At 65.7% G+C, this 15,004-nt stretch carries 14 protein-coding genes and 1 pseudogene; 10 read left to right on the forward strand and 5 right to left on the reverse strand.

The features are described from left to right. Positions 1-290, reverse strand: a pseudogene (locus Q0693_RS03230) (adenine phosphoribosyltransferase); the annotation flags it as partial. 8 nt (positions 291-298) lie between these two features. Next, positions 299-835, reverse strand: coding sequence for a phosphoribosyltransferase family protein (locus tag Q0693_RS03235; protein ID WP_243030227.1), 537 nt, complete (start codon positions 833-835; stop codon positions 299-301). Positions 836-857: 22 nt separating this feature from the next. Between Q0693_RS03235 and Q0693_RS03240 the strand changes: the two genes are divergently transcribed. Together Q0693_RS03240 and Q0693_RS03245 are read left to right on the forward strand one after the other, a co-directional pair. Continuing rightward, positions 858-1,286 (forward strand): bifunctional nuclease family protein, encoded by a 429-nt coding sequence (locus Q0693_RS03240; RefSeq protein ID WP_038058217.1) that lies wholly within the window; start codon positions 858-860, stop codon positions 1,284-1,286. Next, on the forward strand, positions 1,286-2,053 hold the full coding sequence (locus tag Q0693_RS03245) for a metallophosphoesterase (protein ID WP_298629173.1): 768 nt from the start codon (positions 1,286-1,288) through the stop codon (positions 2,051-2,053). The genes Q0693_RS03240 and Q0693_RS03245 overlap by 1 nt, the downstream gene beginning before the upstream one ends. Here the strand turns inward: Q0693_RS03245 and Q0693_RS03250 are convergent. Together Q0693_RS03250 and Q0693_RS03255 are read right to left on the reverse strand one after the other, a co-directional pair. Beyond that, on the reverse strand, positions 2,034-2,357 hold the full coding sequence (locus Q0693_RS03250) for a histidine triad nucleotide-binding protein (protein ID WP_243030225.1): 324 nt from the start codon (positions 2,355-2,357) through the stop codon (positions 2,034-2,036). The two genes, Q0693_RS03245 and Q0693_RS03250, sit on opposite strands and share 20 nt — an antisense overlap. Before the next feature lie 9 nt (positions 2,358-2,366). Beyond that, positions 2,367-3,674, reverse strand: coding sequence for a MiaB/RimO family radical SAM methylthiotransferase (locus tag Q0693_RS03255; protein ID WP_298629185.1), 1,308 nt, complete (start codon positions 3,672-3,674; stop codon positions 2,367-2,369). Between the two features lie 175 nt (positions 3,675-3,849). Here Q0693_RS03255 and Q0693_RS03260 point away from each other — a divergent pair, with 175 nt between their 5' ends. Genes Q0693_RS03260 through Q0693_RS03280 form a run of 5 tightly spaced genes read left to right on the forward strand, consistent with a single transcriptional unit; the run spans position 3,850 to position 9,287 of the window. Further along, positions 3,850-6,774 carry an adenosylcobalamin-dependent ribonucleoside-diphosphate reductase gene (locus tag Q0693_RS03260; RefSeq protein WP_298629176.1) on the forward strand — a complete coding sequence of 975 codons (2,925 nt, stop codon included), beginning with the start codon at positions 3,850-3,852 and terminating at the stop codon, positions 6,772-6,774. Positions 6,775-6,829: 55 nt separating this feature from the next. Next, positions 6,830-7,381: a Uma2 family endonuclease gene (locus Q0693_RS03265; RefSeq protein WP_298629178.1), complete on the forward strand. Its 552-nt coding sequence runs from the start codon at positions 6,830-6,832 to the stop codon at positions 7,379-7,381. Continuing rightward, on the forward strand, positions 7,381-7,998 hold the full coding sequence (locus Q0693_RS03270; protein WP_243030282.1) for a phosphoribosylanthranilate isomerase: 618 nt from the start codon (positions 7,381-7,383) through the stop codon (positions 7,996-7,998). Before Q0693_RS03265 ends, Q0693_RS03270 begins: the two co-directional genes overlap by 1 nt. A gap of 7 nt (positions 7,999-8,005) precedes the next feature. Then, positions 8,006-8,797 (forward strand): inositol monophosphatase family protein, encoded by a 792-nt coding sequence (locus Q0693_RS03275; RefSeq protein ID WP_243030222.1) that lies wholly within the window; start codon positions 8,006-8,008, stop codon positions 8,795-8,797. A gap of 10 nt (positions 8,798-8,807) precedes the next feature. Beyond that, entirely contained in the window at positions 8,808-9,287 is a 480-nt protein-coding gene (locus Q0693_RS03280) for a flavin reductase family protein (RefSeq protein WP_243030221.1), read from the forward strand. Here the strand turns inward: Q0693_RS03280 and Q0693_RS03285 are convergent. Further along, positions 9,284-9,670 (reverse strand): M67 family metallopeptidase, encoded by a 387-nt coding sequence (locus Q0693_RS03285; protein ID WP_243030220.1) that lies wholly within the window; start codon positions 9,668-9,670, stop codon positions 9,284-9,286. The two genes, Q0693_RS03280 and Q0693_RS03285, sit on opposite strands and share 4 nt — an antisense overlap. Positions 9,671-9,717: 47 nt before the next feature. On the opposite strand from Q0693_RS03285, the gene Q0693_RS03290 reads away from it, so the two are divergent. The 3 genes from Q0693_RS03290 to ppsA all read left to right on the forward strand — a co-directional run. Further along, complete coding sequence (locus Q0693_RS03290; protein WP_243030219.1) at positions 9,718-11,715, forward strand: elongation factor G; 1,998 nt, start codon at positions 9,718-9,720, stop codon at positions 11,713-11,715. A gap of 8 nt (positions 11,716-11,723) precedes the next feature. After that, positions 11,724-12,620 (forward strand): AAA family ATPase, encoded by an 897-nt coding sequence (locus Q0693_RS03295; protein WP_243030218.1) that lies wholly within the window; start codon positions 11,724-11,726, stop codon positions 12,618-12,620. Between the two features lie 15 nt (positions 12,621-12,635). Further along, positions 12,636-15,004, forward strand: a 2,369-nt coding sequence (ppsA, locus tag Q0693_RS03300) for a phosphoenolpyruvate synthase (RefSeq protein ID WP_298629183.1), incomplete at its 3' end; no start/stop codon positions are given.

The following is a 15,004-nucleotide window of genomic DNA, read 5'->3' on the forward strand; positions in this document are numbered from 1 at the left end:
ACCTCCTGGATGATGGGATCCTCCATATAGGGGCGGCGGCGCCTTCTGGCCACCACATAGGGCAGGCCCATCTCCTCCGCCAGCACATGGGTGAGGGGAATGGGGCTGGTTTCCGTGGTAAAAAGCACCTCCGTGCCCGCAGGCACCAAAGGCTTTAAGGCCTGGGCCGCCGCCCGCACCAGCTCAGGGTCCCCCAAAAACTCCACCAGGGGGATGCGCCGTCCTGGTAAGGGCTCGATGAGGGGCACATGCCGGGTAACACCACCGATGGCAATGGGATAAGTTTCCATAGAACCTCCTATTCCGGCCGAAAGAGAGGCAGATGACCCAAGGCGATGACATCCTGGCGGGGCGTACCCTCGGTGAAGACCGCCAGAACCGCCACCACCTGGCCCCCCACGCTCTCAATGAGTTCCCTAAGACCGGAAAGGGTGGACCCTGTGGACACCACGTCGTCCACAATGGCCACCTTCCGCCCCCGGATGAGGGGGATGTCCGCCCCATCCAGCACCAAAAGCTGCGGCTTGCCCGTGGTGATGGAAAGCACCTGACGGCTCACGGGGTTGATCATGTAGGGCTTTTCCGTCTTCCGGGCTACCACGTAGGGCCTCTTGGTAATCCGGGAAAGGGCGTGGGCCAAGGGCACCGCCTTGACCTCCGGGGTAACCAGGGTTTCCGCCTCGGGGGGAAGGTGCTTGGCCAGCTCCTCGGCGGCGGCCTCGGTGAGCTCGGTGTCCCCCAGAAGGTTCAAAAGGGCCACCGCCACATCCGGGCCCACCTGAACGATGGGAAGCTCGCGCCGAACCCCAGCGATCTCCACAGGGTAGGTCCTCACGCCGCTAGTCTATACTCTAGGTATGCTAAGCGCCAAGATTGAAACCCTGGGCGTGGACCCCCAGAACGGGAGCGTGGTGGTTCTGCTCAGGACGGAGAACGACAAACTCCTTCCCATCGTCATCGGTCCCCTCGAGGCCCACCACATCGTGGTGGCCCTGCAAGGGGAAAAGCCCCCCCGCCCCTTAACCCCAGACCTTCTGCTGTCCGTGATGGAAATGCTCCAGGGAAAACTTCTTCGCGTGGAAATCATTGACCTGCGAGACGGAACCTTCTACGCTCGCCTCATCCTGGAGCACCGGGGCATTGAGCTGGAGGTGGACGCCAGGCCCTCCGACGCCATGGCCCTGGCCTTAAGGGCTGGGGCCCCCATCCTGGTGGCGGAGGAGGTGGTGGAAAAAGCCGGGGTGGAGGAGGCTAGCCTAAAGCCCCACGGAGCAGCGGAAGCCTAGTGCAAAGGGCCCTTCTCCTCCTCCTTTTCCTGGGGCTGGCCTTGGGCCAGCGCCTGGCGGTCATAGGGGATTGGGGCCAGGACACCCCCGGCCGCCTGCAGGTGGCCCGGCTCTTTCGGGCGGAGCATGCCCGCAAGCCCCTCGCTGCCCTTCTTACCGTGGGGGACAATTTCTACCCCCGGGGGCAGGTGGTGGAGGGCTTTCTCCGGGAGCTTCCCCCCGTGCCCCTCTACCCCGCCTTTGGCAACCATGACGCTCCCCACCTGGAGGAGCAACTCCGGCGCTTCCACCTGGAACGGCCCTACTACCAGGTGCGCCTGGGAGCAATAGAGTTCCTGGTCCTCTACACGGAAGGAAACCTCAGGGCCCAGCGGGCCTGGCTAGCCCAGGCCCTTAGCCACAGCCAAGCTGCTTGGACGGTGCTGATCCTCCACCGTCCCCTGTACTCCTCGGGGCTACACGGGGGGAGCCCGAGCCTACGAAGCCTCCTCGAGCCTCTCTTACGCCAGCACCGTATACCCCTGGTCCTGGCGGGCCACGACCACCACTATGAACGCCTCCAGGTGGGCCCCACCACCCACCTGGTGGTGGGAGGAGGGGGAGCCAGCCTTTACCCCACCAAACCCCCTTCCCCCTACACCCAGGCCCTGGCGGTAGCCCACCATGCCCTCTTCCTGGAGGCGGAAGGGGAAACCCTGGTGGGCTTGGCCTTGGACCCCAGCGGCCGGGTGCTGGATCGCTTTGTCCTTAGGAAGGGCTCCCCATGACGTGGACGTGCACGTGAAAGACCTCCTGCCCCCCCTTCTCCCCCACGTGCACCTGGACCTTGTAGCCCTCTAGCCCCAAGGACCGCGCCACCCGGTTGGCGGTGCGGAAAAGGGCCCCGAGCTTCCTCTCCCCCTCCTCCGTGTCGGGGTAGTCGGAAAGCTTCGCGATGTGCTCCTTGGGCACCACCAAAACATGCACCGGGGCCTTAGGCCTTATGTCGTGGAAGGCCACAAAGCCCGCATCCTCGTAGACCTTCCGGGAAGGAAGCTCTCCGGCGATGATGCGGCAGAACACGCACTCCATGGGAAAAGTCTACCTTAAGGGAAGCTCCACAGGAAGCGGGTGGCCTTCCACTACCGCCTCCACCCGGCCCAAAAGGGTGTACCCCTCCGCCCCCTCCACCCGGGCCAAAACCGTGTCCCCGGGCCGGGCAGGCCCGGAAAGCCGGGCCTCGTAATAGTCCGGGGTGTGGCCCAAGGCCAAACCGCCCTGGACCCTCTCCACCAAAACCTCCACCTGGCTTCCCAGCTTGGGCCTTATGCGCTCCTCCGCCAGGCGCTGGGCCAAGGCGATGATCTCCTTGGTGCGCCGCTTGCGCACCTCCGGGGGCACCTGGGGCATGGAGGCCGCCCGGGTCTTGGGCCTGGGGGTGTAGGTGAAGGCGTGGACCCGGGTGGGCCTAAGCTCCTCTAAAAAGGCCAGGGTTTCTCGGTGCTCCTCCTCGGTCTCCGTGGGCAACCCAGCGATGACATCCGTGGTGAGGGCAAAGCCGGGGATGAGCTCATAGGCCCTTTCCACCAGGTGGCGGTAGTAGGCCTTGTCGTAGCGGCGGCCCATAAGCCTTAGGAGGCGGTCCGAACCCGTCTGCAGGGAAAGGTGCAAGTGGGGCCGCACCTTGGGGGCATAGCGGGCCATGACCCCAAGGAGATCCTCCCCCACGTCCTCGGGCTCAATGGAGGAAAGCCGCACCCTTGCCCCCAGGTGGTGGAGGTCCTCCACCAACCCCGCAAGGCCCTTGGGATGGCCCCGGTAGCTTCCCAGCCGCACCCCCGTGAGCACGATTTCCTTGATGCCCATGCGGAGAAGCACCTCCGCCTCCCCTAGGGCCTCCCGGTAATCCCGGTGCCGCTCCTTGCCCCGGAGGCGGGGGATGATGCAGTAGGCGCAGCCCACCTGGCAGCCATCCTGCACCTTCAAAAAGGCCCGCACCCGACTATTCAAAAGCCCCCTTTCCCCCGCCCCCCAGAACTCGTTGGGGGGGGTGGTGATGGGGTCCGCGGGGAGGCCAAAGTGCTCCAGGATCACCTTGGGAAGCTCCGCCTTGCGGGTGTTGGGCACCACGGCGTCGGCACCCAGTTCCCGCACCTCCTCAGGAGCCAGCTCGGCATAGCATCCCGTGACCACGATGAAGGCCTTGGGATTAGCCCTCCTGGCCCGGCGGATCTCCTTGCGGGCGTCGGCCTCGGCGGTGGTGGTCACGGCGCAGGTGTTGATGACCACCAGGTCGGCCCCCGCCTCGAGGGGAACCACCTCCGGCTCCAAGGCCTTAAGGAAACCCAAAAGGGCCTCGGTCTCCACCTGGTTCACCTTGCACCCCAGGGTGCGGAAGGCCGCGCGCATCCTTTCCATTCTGGTAGGCTAAGGGGACCAAGTCAACAAGCGGGGGCAGAGTGTGATCCCCCCCACTTGCGGTGAAAACCCCAGGGGTTGTAGCATCACCTCCGCCTGCCCCAAGATATAGGGGAAAGCCCTTGGGGGCAGCGGTCTTGTCCACTCAAGTACTCAGGGAGGATTTATGGAGCATTTGTTTGATGAGCACGCACAGGCCATCGCCAAACGCCAGTATCTGCAAGAAGGGGATGGGGACATCCTGGGCATGTTCCGCCGGGTGGCCCGGGAAGTGGCCAAGCCCGAGAAGCCGGAAGAGCGCGCCTTCTGGGAGGAGAAGTTTTACCACCTCATGGCTTCCAAGCGCTTCTCCCCCGGTGGGCGCATCCTGGCGGGGGCCGGTACCGCCCACGGCAACCTGCTGAACTGCTTCGTGCAAGGGGCCACGGAGAACCCGCCAGAAAGCTTTGAAGGCATCATGGAGGTGGCCAAGAAACTGGCCCTGGTCACCAAGGTGGGCGGGGGCAATGGGGTCAACCTGGATCCTTACCGCTCCAAGGGGAACCGCAAGCGCCGGACGGTGCAAGGGATGGCCTACCTCTCCGCTAGCCATCCCGATGTGGCCGACTTCATCCGGGGCCTCATGCGCCCCCCCACCAACCCAGAAGGGGAAAAGGAGGAGATCGCCCTAAAGAACTTCAAAAGGGCCGTTTACGGGGAGGTTTCCCCCGAGCTTAGGTCCCTGGCGGAGCGCTACGGGGTGGGCATCCTCAAGGCACCCCCTCCGGAGGCCATCCGGGTGCCCGACGACATGGGGGGGATTGTAGAGGCAGCCAAGGAGGCCACCGCCTTGGCCCTCAAAGGCCTGACGCCCCATGTGGACTTCTCCTCCTTGCGGCCCGAGGGAGCCCCCATCCGTGGTTCGGGAGGGACCAGCTCCGGCCCCGTCAGCTTCCTGGTGGAGATCTTTGATAACTTCCTGGAGTGGGCCGCCTTGGGTGGGGAGAATGCGGGCCCCGTGGCCACCTTGAGGTATGTATACGCCCCAGTGCTGCGGGTGGTGAGGCAGGGCGGCACCCGCCGCGGCGCGGGCATGGCCACCCTCTCCATTGAGCACCCTGACCTCCTGGACTTCCTCACCGCCAAAGACCTGGACCGGGAGAAGGCGGAAGGGGACATCTCCACCTTCAACATCTCCATCCTGGCCACGGAGGCCTTCATCCGGGCAGTAGAGGGGGATACCCTCTGGCCCGTAACCCCCATTGAGGTGCCGGGCAAGTACTACCCCTACCCCGTGGAGGGGGGCTACACGGGCCATATCCCCAGCCTGCCGGAACGGGAGGATGGGGCCAAGCCCATCCCCCTCTTCGGGGGCAAGGTCCCGGCCCGCTGGCTTTGGCACGAGATCGCCTGGCACGCCTGGGCCACGGGAGAGCCAGGGCTCATCTTCGTTGACCGCATCAACGAGCTCTCGGCCCTAAAAGGGCTTGGGCCCAAGTACCAGATCCGTTCCACTAACCCCTGCGGGGAAATCCCCCTCACGGTGGGCGAGTCCTGCAACCTGGGAGCCTTGAACCTGGCCGCCTACGTGAAGGGCGGGGAGTTCCAGATGGAGGAGTTCCGCCATGACGTGCACACCGCCATCCGCTTCCTGGACAACGTCCTGGACGTGAACCAGTACGCCCTCCCCGACAACGAAGAGGCGGCGAGAAAGCTCCGCCGGCTAGGCCTGGGGCTTATGGGCCTGGCGGATGCCCTCATCAAGATGGGCCTCCCTTACGCTTCGGAAGCCGCCAGGGAAAAGGCCTACGCCATCGCCTCGGCCATGCGGGAGGAGGCCATCAAGGCCTCGGAGGCCCTGGCCCAGGAGAGGGGCCCCTTCCCCCTCTACGAGGAGCACCGGGAATACTTCCAGGCCTTAGGGGTTAGGCCCAGGCGCAACGTGGCCCTCCTCACCGTGGCCCCCACGGGCACCACCAGCATGCTCATGGGAGTTTCTAGCGGCATTGAGCCCGTCTTCAGCCCCTTCGTGTGGCGCAGGATCGGCGGGGAGTACAAGCCCCTCCTCCACCCCCTCTTCGTGGAGCTCATGGAGGCCTACCCGCCCCATCCCGAGTACGAGAAGGAGGGGAAGTGGGACTGGGAGAGGATCATCGCCGCCATCCAGGAGGACGGCCACGGCTCGGTGCAAGGGCTTCCCTTCGTCCCCGAACCCATCCGCCAGGTCTTCCAGTGCGCCCACGACATCCCGCCCCTGGACCACGTGCGCATGCAGGGGGCCATCCAAAGGGCCTTTGACGCCGAAGGGTATGCGGGCAACTCCCTCTCCAAGACGATCAACCTGCCGGGCCACGCCACCGTGGAAGAGGTGGAGGAAGCCTACCTGGAGGCCTACCGCACGGGGTGCAAGGGCATCACCGTCTACCGGGACGGGTCTAGGGAGTTCCAGGTGCTGACGGTGAAGAAGGAAACTCAGACGGAAAAGAAGGAGGACAAGGCCAGCCCCAAGGGGGCTACCTCCGTCCCCGACCCACAGACCATACCCGACCCGGTTCCCTCCGTCACGGGCGCAGACCATATGCGGTCCCAAGGGGCTCCCGTCTACGAGCGCCCGGGGAGGCTCATGGGCTTCACCGATATGGTCAAGCTCCTCTCCCCCGATGGGGGCAAGCGGAGCTTTTTGGTCACGGTGAACATGTGGGAAGGCCGGCCCATTGAGGTCATCCTCACCTCGGGCAAGGCGGGGGACGAGGCCAACGCCGATTCCGAGGCCCTGGGCCGGGTGGTCTCCATCGCCCTCCAGTACGGGGTACCCCCGGAGGCCATCGTGCGCACCCTGAGAGGGATCAACGGCGGGCTCTATGGCACCTACCAGGGGAGGCTGGTCTCCAGCAAGGCGGACCTGATCGCCGTGGCCCTGGAAACGGTCCCCGAGGTCCTAAAGGGGGAGGCCTACTCCAAAGGGGCTTCCCTCGAGCCCGTTCCCTCCCTTTCGGGAGGGGGCTTGGCCCTGGCGGGGGCCATCACCTGCCCTTCTTGCGGGGAAAAGGCCTTGGTACGGGAGGAAGGGTGCTTCAAGTGCCAAGCCTGCGGTTACTCCAAGTGCGGTTAGGGGCCTAGGATACCTGGCCTCACCGGTTAGGCCGGTGGGGCCTTAGACTAAGGGCATGGTCCAGCCCCGGCGCTTCACCCGGGAGGAGGACCACCGCCTCCTGGAGGCCGGGGTAATCCCGCAGGGGGAAAGGGTGGAGCCCATCACGGGCTCCATGAGGGAAATGAGCCCCACAGGAAGCCGGCATCCGGCCCTGGTCAAAACGCCCAACGCCCCCTTCCACCAAGCCCTGGGGGAGCAGGCCTTGGTGGGGGTCCAGGACCCCCTAAGGCTTTCCTCCCTTTCCGAGCCCCCGCCGGACCTGGTCCTCCTGGAGGCGCGCCCCGACTTCTACGCCCAGGACCACCCTAGCCTCGAGGACCTCCTCCTTCCTGGAGAGATGGCCGAGGCCTCCTTGGCCTACGATCGCCAGGTGAAGCTCCCCCTTTACGTCCGAACCGGGGTTCCCGAAGTCTGGCTGGTGAACCTGGAGGAAAACCAGGAGAAGGCCTACCGGAAGCCCCTAGAAGGGGCTTGTCCGGGGGTGGGAAAGCCTAGGCCTGAGGAGGCCCTTGCCCCCTTGGCCTTCCCCCAGGTTTTCTTTGCCGTCAGGGAGATTCTGCCTTGATCCGCATCAAGATCTGCGGCATCACCCGGACCCAAGACGCCCTTTTGGCCGAGGCCTTAGGGGCCTATGCCCTAGGCTTTGTCTTCGCCCCCGCCTCCAAGAGGCGGCTTACCCCGGAGGCCGCCCGCAGCCTCTCCCAGGCCCTGGGGCCCTTGGTGGTGCGGGTGGGGGTGTTTCAAGATCAGGAGCCGGAGGAGGTGCTTTCCCTCATGGAAAGGGCAGGGCTCCAGGTGGTCCAGCTCCATGGCCAAGAGCCTCCGGAGTGGGCGGAGGCCATCGGCCAGCACTACCCCGTCATCAAAGCCTTTTCCCTCACCGGCCCCGCAGACCCCGCCTGGAAGGACTACCCCGCCAGCGCCCTCCTTCTGGACGGCAAGGCCCCGGGAAGCGGCCAGGCCTACCCAAGGGACTGGGCCCGGCCCCTTTTGCAAACCGGGAAGCGGGTAATCCTGGCCGGGGGCATCACCCCGGAAAACCTGGAGGAGGTTCTGGCGTTAAGGCCCTACGCCCTGGACCTCGCCAGCGGGGTGGAACGGGCCCCCGGGGTAAAGGACGAGGAGAAGTTACGGGCGCTTTTTGCCAAGGCCAGGCGCCTTGGTGGGTACGGCCCCGTATGATGGAGGGGTGATCGGCAGGAACCACCCCTACTACCCCTTTCTGGCCGCCATGCTGGAGGCCGCCCACCTGGCCAAGGGCATCCACGCCTACTACTTGGAAAAGGGCTTCACCCACGGCACCAAGTCCGGACCCACGGACCTGGTGACCCAGGCGGACCATGAGTCGGAGGAGGCCATTAAAGACCTTCTCCTCTCCCACTTCCCCGAGGCGGGCTTTTTGGGGGAGGAAGGGGGAAGCGAGGGAGGAAAGGCCCTCCGCTTCATCGTGGACCCTTTGGACGGCACGGTGAACTACGCCCATGGCTTCCCTTTCTATGGGGTTTCCATCGCCCTCGAGGTGGAGGGGAAGATCCAGGTGGGCGTGGTGCTGGACACCAGCCGGGACGAGGCCTTTTATGCGGTGCGGGGAGAAGGCGCTTTCCTAAACGGGAGGCCCATCCGGGTCACAAAGCGCAAGGAGCTTTTGGGAAGCCTCCTGGCCACCGGCTTCCCTTACGATGTGGCCAAGGACCCGGAAAACCTCACCTACTTCCACCGGGCCCTCTCCCAAGGGCTTCTGGTGCGCCGGCCTGGGGCGGCGGCTTTGGACCTGGTCTATGTGGCCGCTGGGAGGCTGGAAGGATTCTGGGAGGTGAAGCTAAACCCTTGGGACGTGGCGGCGGGCTGGCTCATCGTGGAGGAGGCAGGGGGCAAGGTGACGGACCTGGAAGGCCGGCCCTACCGCCTGGGACACCGCTACATCGTGGCCACCAACGGCGAGATCCACGAGGCCCTGATCCAGACCCTCCTGGGCCGCTAAAATAGGGGGCATGGACCTCGAGGCCAAGAAGAAAGTCCTGCGCAGCTTCACCTATGGCCTTTACATCCTCACGGCCAAGGACGGGGAGGACTACGCCGCCGGCACCGTGAACTGGGTGACCCAGGCCTCCTTCACCCCACCCCTCATCGCCCTGGGGGTGAAGCGGGATAGCCGCCTGCACGAGCTTATTGCGCGCACGGGGAAGCTGGCCCTCATGACCCTGGCCCACCACCAGAAAGGGATCGCCCAGGACTTCTTCAAGCCCACGGTGCGGGAGGGGAACTCCCTAAACGGCCATCCCTTTGAACCCTCCCCCACCTTTGGCCTTCCCCTCCTCACCGAGCTTCCCTACTGGCTCGAGGCCGAGGTGCGCCACCTCCTGGAGGGCGGGGACCACAGCCTGGTGGTGGCCGAGGTGGTGGAGGCTGGGGTGAGGGAGGAGGCCAAGCCCCTCATCCTGTGGGACACGGGCTGGTTCTACGGGGGTTAAGGGAGGAGGCTTAGGGGCACCTCCCTACCCTCCGGAAGGAGGAAGGCCCTGACCCCATCGGTGCCGAAGATCACGTAGGGCACCCGCCAGCGGGCCTCGCGAATGTCGGTGGGGCTGGGAAGGGCAGGCCCTTTGGGGTGGGAGTGGTAGATGGCCAGAAGGCTAAGGCCCTCCCTTTCCAACTCCTTCAAGGCCCGAAGCAGGGCCAGGGGTTCCGCCAAATACCCCGTCAAGGGCTCAGGGTGGACGTTGGGCAAGGGGATGACCCGTTCCACCTCCCGCCTGCCCGCCCAAAGCCCCACCCCCTCCCTGGGCACCTCCTTATCCAGGTGGGTGCGGGTTTCCTCCAGAAGCCTCCTGGGCACGTAGAGCACTTGGGACAATCGCCCCCTCCTTAGGCCTATACTATGGGCACCAAGAAGGAGGGAAGATGATCCCAGGAACCTCTCCCATCCGAACCGTGGCCCTGGTGGGCCATGCGGGAAGCGGCAAGACCACCTTGACCGAGGCCCTGCTTTTCCGAACCGGGGCCAAGGAGCGCATGGGCCGGGTGGAGGACGGCACCACCACCACCGACTACACCCCCGAGGCCAAACTCCACCGCACCACGGTGCGCACCGGGGTAGCCCCCCTACAGTACAAGGGCCACCGCATCTTCCTCCTGGACGCCCCCGGCTACGGGGATTTCGTGGGGGAGATACGGGGGGCCTTGGAGGCCGCGGATGCCGCCATGGTGTTGGTCTCCGCGGAAAACGGAGTCCAGGTGGGCACGGAAAGGGCCTGGACCGTGGCGGAGCGGCTGGGACTCGCCCGCATGGTGGTGGTCACCAAGCTGGACAAGGGGGGGGATTACTACGCCCTTTTGGAGGATCTCCGGGCCACCTTAGGCCACATCCTGCCCATTGACCTGCCCCTCTTCGCCGGGGGGCGCTGGGTGGGTCTCATTGACGTGTTTCACGGCAAGGCCTACCGGTACCAAAACGGCCAGGAGGTGGAGGTGCCCGTGCCCGAGGAGGAACGGGAACGGGTGGAGCGCTTCCGCCAGGAGGTCCTCGAGGCCATCGTGGAAACCGACGAGGCCCTCCTGGAAAAGTACCTGGAAGGGGAGGAGGTGACCGGGGAGGCCCTGGAAAGGGCCTTCCACGAGGCGGTGCGCCAGGGCCTCCTCTACCCCGTGGCCCTGGCCTCGGGCACGGAGGGCATCGGGGTCCTACCCCTTTTGGACCTGGTCCTGGAAGCCCTCCCCTCCCCGGAGGAGCGCTTTGGCCAGGGCCCTGCCCTGGCCAAGGTCTTCAAGGTGCAGGTGGACCCCTTCATGGGCCAGGTGGCCTACCTGCGCCTCTACCGGGGAAGGCTAAAGCCGGGGGATACCCTCTCCAGCGAGGCGGGCCCCGTGCGCCTTCCCCACCTCTATGTGCCCATGGGCAAGGACCTCCTGGAGGTGGAAGAGGCGGAAGGGGGGTTTATCCTGGGCCTTCCCAAGGCGGAAACCCTCCACCGGGGCATGGTGCTTTGGCAAGGGGAAAGGCCGGAAAGCGAGGCCGTGCCCTTCGCCCGTTTACCTGAGCCCAACGTGCCCGTGGCCATCCGGCCCAAGGGCAAAACCGACGAGGCCAAGCTGGGGGAGGCCTTGAGAAAACTTTTGGAGGAGGACCCCAGCTTAAGGCTGGAGCGCCAGGAGGAGACGGGGGAGCTCCTCCTTTGGGGGCATGGGGAGCTCCACCTCACCACCGCCAAGGAGCGCCTGGCGGACTACGGGGTGGAGGTGGAGTTCTCCGTGCCCAAGGTGCCCTACCGGGAAACCATCCGCAAGGTGGCGGAGGGCCAGGGCAAGTACAAGAAGCAAACCGGAGGCCACGGCCAGTACGGGGACGTGTGGCTCCGGCTGGAGCCCGCCCCCGAGTACAGCTTTGAGTGGCGCATCACCGGGGGGGTGATCCCCAGCAAGTACCAGGAGGCCATTGAGGAGGGGATCCTCGAGGCCGCCAAGAAGGGGGTTCTGGCGGGGTATCCGGTGATGGGCTTCAAGGCCATCGTGTATAACGGCTCCTACCACGAGGTGGACTCCTCGGACCTCGCCTTCCAGATCGCCGCCAGCATGGCCTTCAAAAAGGTGATGGAGCAGGCCAGCCCGGTACTCCTGGAGCCCATCTACCAGATCAAGGTGATCGCCCCCCAGGAGCGGGTGGGGGATATCCTCTCCGACCTCCAGGCAAGGCGGGGGCGGATCCTGGGCATGGAGCAGGAGGGGGCCTTGGCGGCGGTGAGGGCCGAGGTCCCCTTGGCTGAGGTGCTGGAATACTATAAGGCCCTTCCCAGCCTCACCGGGGGAGCTGGGGCCTACACCCTGGAGTTCAGCCACTACGCCGAGGTCCCCCCTCACCTGGCCCAGAAGGTGATCCAGGAGCGCAAGGCGGCGGAAGGGTAGGGGGACAGGTGGAGGGAGAGCTTTCCGCCATCCAAAAAGCCCTTGGCCAAGTCCTCTTCGGGCAGGAGGAGGTGATTGAGGCCCTTCTCGCCACCCTCCTGGGACGGGGGCACGCCCTCATGGAGGGGGTGCCAGGCCTGGGGAAAACCCTTTTGGCGGAGGGCTTCGCCCGGGCCAGCGGCCTCAGCTACAAGCGCATCCAGTTCACCCCCGACCTCCTCCCCCAGGACCTCACGGGCAGCGAGATTTTTCGCGAGGGACGGTTTGAGTTCATCAAAGGACCCCTCTTCGCCCAGGTGGTCCTGGCGGACGAGATCAACCGGGCCCCGCCCAAGGTGCAGTCGGCCCTCCTCGAGGCCATGCAGGAGCGGGCGGTAACCATAGGAGGGGTACGCTACCCCCTCCCTGAGCCCTTCTTCGTGGTGGCCACGCAAAACCCCCTGGAGCTTGAGGGCACCTACCCCCTCCCGGAGGCCCAGCTGGACCGCTTCACCGCCCGAATCCCCTTCCGCCCCCCTAGGCGGGAGGTGTGGCTCAGGATTCTGACGGAAGAACCCCATCTTCCCGAACCCCTGCCCGTGGACTTCCTAAAGGCGCAAAAGGAGGCCCAGGCGGTGCGGGTGGCCAAGGAGGCCCTGGAGGCCATCACCCACGTGGCCTTCCTGAGCGGGGAGGATGGCCGCCTGCGCATGGGCCTCTCCCCCCGGGGGGCCAAGGCCTGGCTGGCCCTGGCCCGGGCCCTGGCCTACCTGAGGGGAAAACCCTTGGTGGACTGGAAGGAGCTTAAGGACGCCGCCTTTTTGGCCCTTCCCCACCGGCTTTTCCTCACGGAAGAAGCCCTTTACGAGGGGGAAAGCCCCGAGGAAATCCTAAAGCAGCTGCTCAAAAAGGGGGGCATTCCCTAAGAAAGGAGGAAGGGTATGCGCTGGATACGGTTTTTCCAGGAGGTGGGCCTCGAGGACGTCCCCTTGGTGGGGGGCAAGAACGCTTCCTTGGGGGAGATGATCCGGGAGCTTGCCCCCTTGGGGGTAAAGGTGCCCGGGGGGTTTGCCACCACCAGCGAGGCCTACGGGTACTTCCTCAAGGCCAATGGCCTCGAGGAGGCCATCCGCCAGGAGCTCAAGAACCTAGACCCCGACGACCCCCTGGCCTTGCAAAAGGCCAGCCGCCGCCTGCGGAACCTGATCCTGAAGGGGGTATACCCGAAGGACCTGGAGGAGGAGATCCGCCTGGCCTACCGGCAGCTTTCCCAAGAGGCGGGGGAAGAGGCCCTCCCCGTGGCCGTGCGCAGCAGCGCCACCGCCGAGGACCTCCCCACCGCCAGCTTCGCCGGGCAGCAGGAAAGCTACCTCTACGTGCAAGGGGAAGAAGACCTCCTTCTCCACGTGAAGCGGGCCATGGCCAGCCTCTTCACCGCCCGGGCCATCAGCTACCGGGCCCACATGGGCTTTGACCACCTGAAGGTGGCCCTTTCCGTGGGGGTGCAGCGCATGGTGCGGGCCGATACCGGCACCAGCGGGGTGATCTTCACCCTGGACCCCGACACCGGCCACCGGGGCTTTGTCTACATCACCGCCATCTACGGCCTTGGGGAAAACATCGTCCAGGGGCGGGTGGGGCCCGACGCCTACTACGTGCACAAGGAAACCCTGAAGGCGGGCTACCGGGCCCTGGTGCACAAAAAGCTGGGCCCCAAGGAGCTTACCCTGGCCCTTGACCCCAGGGAAGGCCGCCTCAGAAACCGCCCCACTCCCCCCTACCTTCGCAAGCAGTTTGCCCTTTCCGACCACGAGGCCCTCCTCCTGGCCGACTGGTCCCTCAAGATTGAAGAGCATTACAGCAAAAAGCGGGGAGCGCCCACCCCCATGGACATTGAGTGGGCCAAGGACGGGCCCACGGGGGAGCTTTTCATCCTGCAGGCCCGCCCCGAAACCGTCCACTCGCAAAAGGCCCCGGTGCTCCGCATCTACCGCCTTTTGCAAAGGGGGGAGGTCCTGGCCGAAGGCCTGGCCGTGGGCGAGGCCATCGCCACGGGAAGGGCCCGGGTGCTCCAAGACCCCAAGGAGATGGATCGCTTCCAGGAAGGCGAGGTCCTGGTCACGGAAACCACCAACCCCGACTGGGAGCCCATCATGAAGCGGGCCTCAGCCATCGTCACCGAGCGGGGCGGGCGCACCTCCCACGCCGCCATCGTGGCCCGGGAGCTGGGGGTGCCCGCGGTGGTGGGGGCCTTGGGGGCCACCCGCCTCATCCCCGAGGGGGAGGTGGTCACGGTGTCCTGCGCCGAGGGGGAGGTGGGGCGCATCTACCGGGGGGCCCTGCCCTTTGAGGTGGAGGAGGTCCGGCCCGAAACCCTGCCCCAAACCCGCACCCGGATCATGGTGAATGTGGGCACCCCGGAGGAGGCCCTCAGGGTAAGCCTCCTACCCACGGATGGGGTGGGGCTTTTGCGCATGGAGTTCGTCTTCGCCAGCCACGTGCGCATCCACCCCTTGGCCTTAACCCGCTTTGAAACCCTGCCCGAGGAGGTCCAGCGCCAGGTGGAGGAGCTCACGGAGGCCTACCCGGACAAGCGGGCCTACTTCGTGGACACCCTGGCCCAGGGCATTGGCCTCATCGCCGCCGCCTTCTACCCCAGGCCCGTAATCCTCCGCTTCTCCGACTTCAAGACCAACGAGTACGCCCGCCTCCTCGGGGGGCACCTCTTTGAGCCCAAGGAGGAAAACCCCATGCTGGGCTGGCGGGGGGCCAGCCGCTACTACCATCCCGATTACAAGGAGGGCTTTCTCCTCGAGGTGCAGGCGGTGAGGAAGGTGCGGGAGGAGATGGGCTTGAAGAACCTCATGGTCATGGTGCCCTTCTGCCGCACCCCGGAGGAGGGGGCCAGGGTCTTGGAGGTGATGGCGGAAGGGGGCTTGAGGCGGGGAGAGGGGGGGCTGGAGGTCTACGTGATGGCGGAGATTCCCTCCAACATCCTCGAGGCCGAGGCCTTTGCCGAGCTCTTTGACGGGTTTTCCATCGGCTCCAACGACCTCACCCAGCTGGCCTTGGGCCTGGACCGGGATTCGGAAAGGGTAGCCTGGCTCTTTGACGAAAGGCGGGAGACGGTCAAGGCCCTCTGCGCCATGCTTTTGGAAAAAGCCCACGCCAAGGGGAAGAAGGTGGGGATCTGCGGCCAGGGTCCCTCCGATTACCCGGAGTTCGCCGCCTTCCTGGTGGAAAAGGGCATAGACTCCCTAAGCCTCAACCCCGACGCCCTCCTGCGCACGGTGAAGAAGGTGGCGGAGAT

The sequence above is a fragment of the uncultured Thermus sp. genome (genome assembly GCF_938010445.1).
Classification (GTDB): Bacteria; Deinococcota; Deinococci; order Deinococcales; family Thermaceae; genus Thermus; species Thermus altitudinis.

Bases quoted from the DNA above. Each gene is read 5' to 3' on its own strand.
- Q0693_RS03240 (WP_038058217.1), top strand. From the start codon at position 858: ATGCTAAGCGCCAAGATTGAAACCCTGGGCGTGGACCCCCAGAACGGG.
- Q0693_RS03250 (WP_243030225.1), bottom strand. From the start codon at position 2,357: ATGGAGTGCGTGTTCTGCCGCATCATCGCCGGAGAGCTTCCTTCCCGG.
- Q0693_RS03255 (WP_298629185.1), bottom strand. From the start codon at position 3,674: ATGCGCGCGGCCTTCCGCACCCTGGGGTGCAAGGTGAACCAGGTGGAG.
- Q0693_RS03260 (WP_298629176.1), top strand. From the start codon at position 3,850: ATGGAGCATTTGTTTGATGAGCACGCACAGGCCATCGCCAAACGCCAG.
- Q0693_RS03265 (WP_298629178.1), top strand. From the start codon at position 6,830: ATGGTCCAGCCCCGGCGCTTCACCCGGGAGGAGGACCACCGCCTCCTG.
- Q0693_RS03280 (WP_243030221.1), top strand. From the start codon at position 8,808: ATGGACCTCGAGGCCAAGAAGAAAGTCCTGCGCAGCTTCACCTATGGC.
- Q0693_RS03290 (WP_243030219.1), top strand. From the start codon at position 9,718: ATGATCCCAGGAACCTCTCCCATCCGAACCGTGGCCCTGGTGGGCCAT.